Origin of the sequence: Paraburkholderia sp. SIMBA_027, assembly GCF_046535315.1 — a bacterium.
In the GTDB taxonomy this organism is placed as follows: domain Bacteria; phylum Pseudomonadota; class Gammaproteobacteria; order Burkholderiales; family Burkholderiaceae; genus Paraburkholderia; species Paraburkholderia tropica.
Map to the genome: position 1 here is coordinate 1 of NZ_JAWRWY010000305.1, position 304 is coordinate 304.

Sequence of the window (304 nt, forward strand, 5' to 3'; positions counted from 1 at the left end):
CTTGGCAGAAGAGCTTCGACTGTGCCGCGCAGCAGCGGCGCATAGTGGCCTGACATCGGCGCGACGATCAGGATTCGCGGATCGCGATGATTGGCGGGCAGATTGCGCGAGAAGTGCAGCAGATTGCAGAACGGCTTCGACCAGACGATCTCTTCGCGGACCTTGATCTTCTTGCCATCGACAACGGTTTCGGGGAGGCCGAATTCCGGCTTGCCATAGCGGCGCGTGGTGCGCTCGAACATTTCGAGACTGGCAGCGATCGTGCGGCCGAACGGGGTCTGGGACCAGGGATTGAGCGGATTGG

At 61.5% G+C, this 304-nt stretch carries 1 pseudogene; it reads right to left on the reverse strand.

The features are described from left to right. A pseudogene (locus SB764_RS39195) lies at positions 1–304 on the reverse strand (polyhydroxyalkanoate depolymerase); the annotation flags it as partial.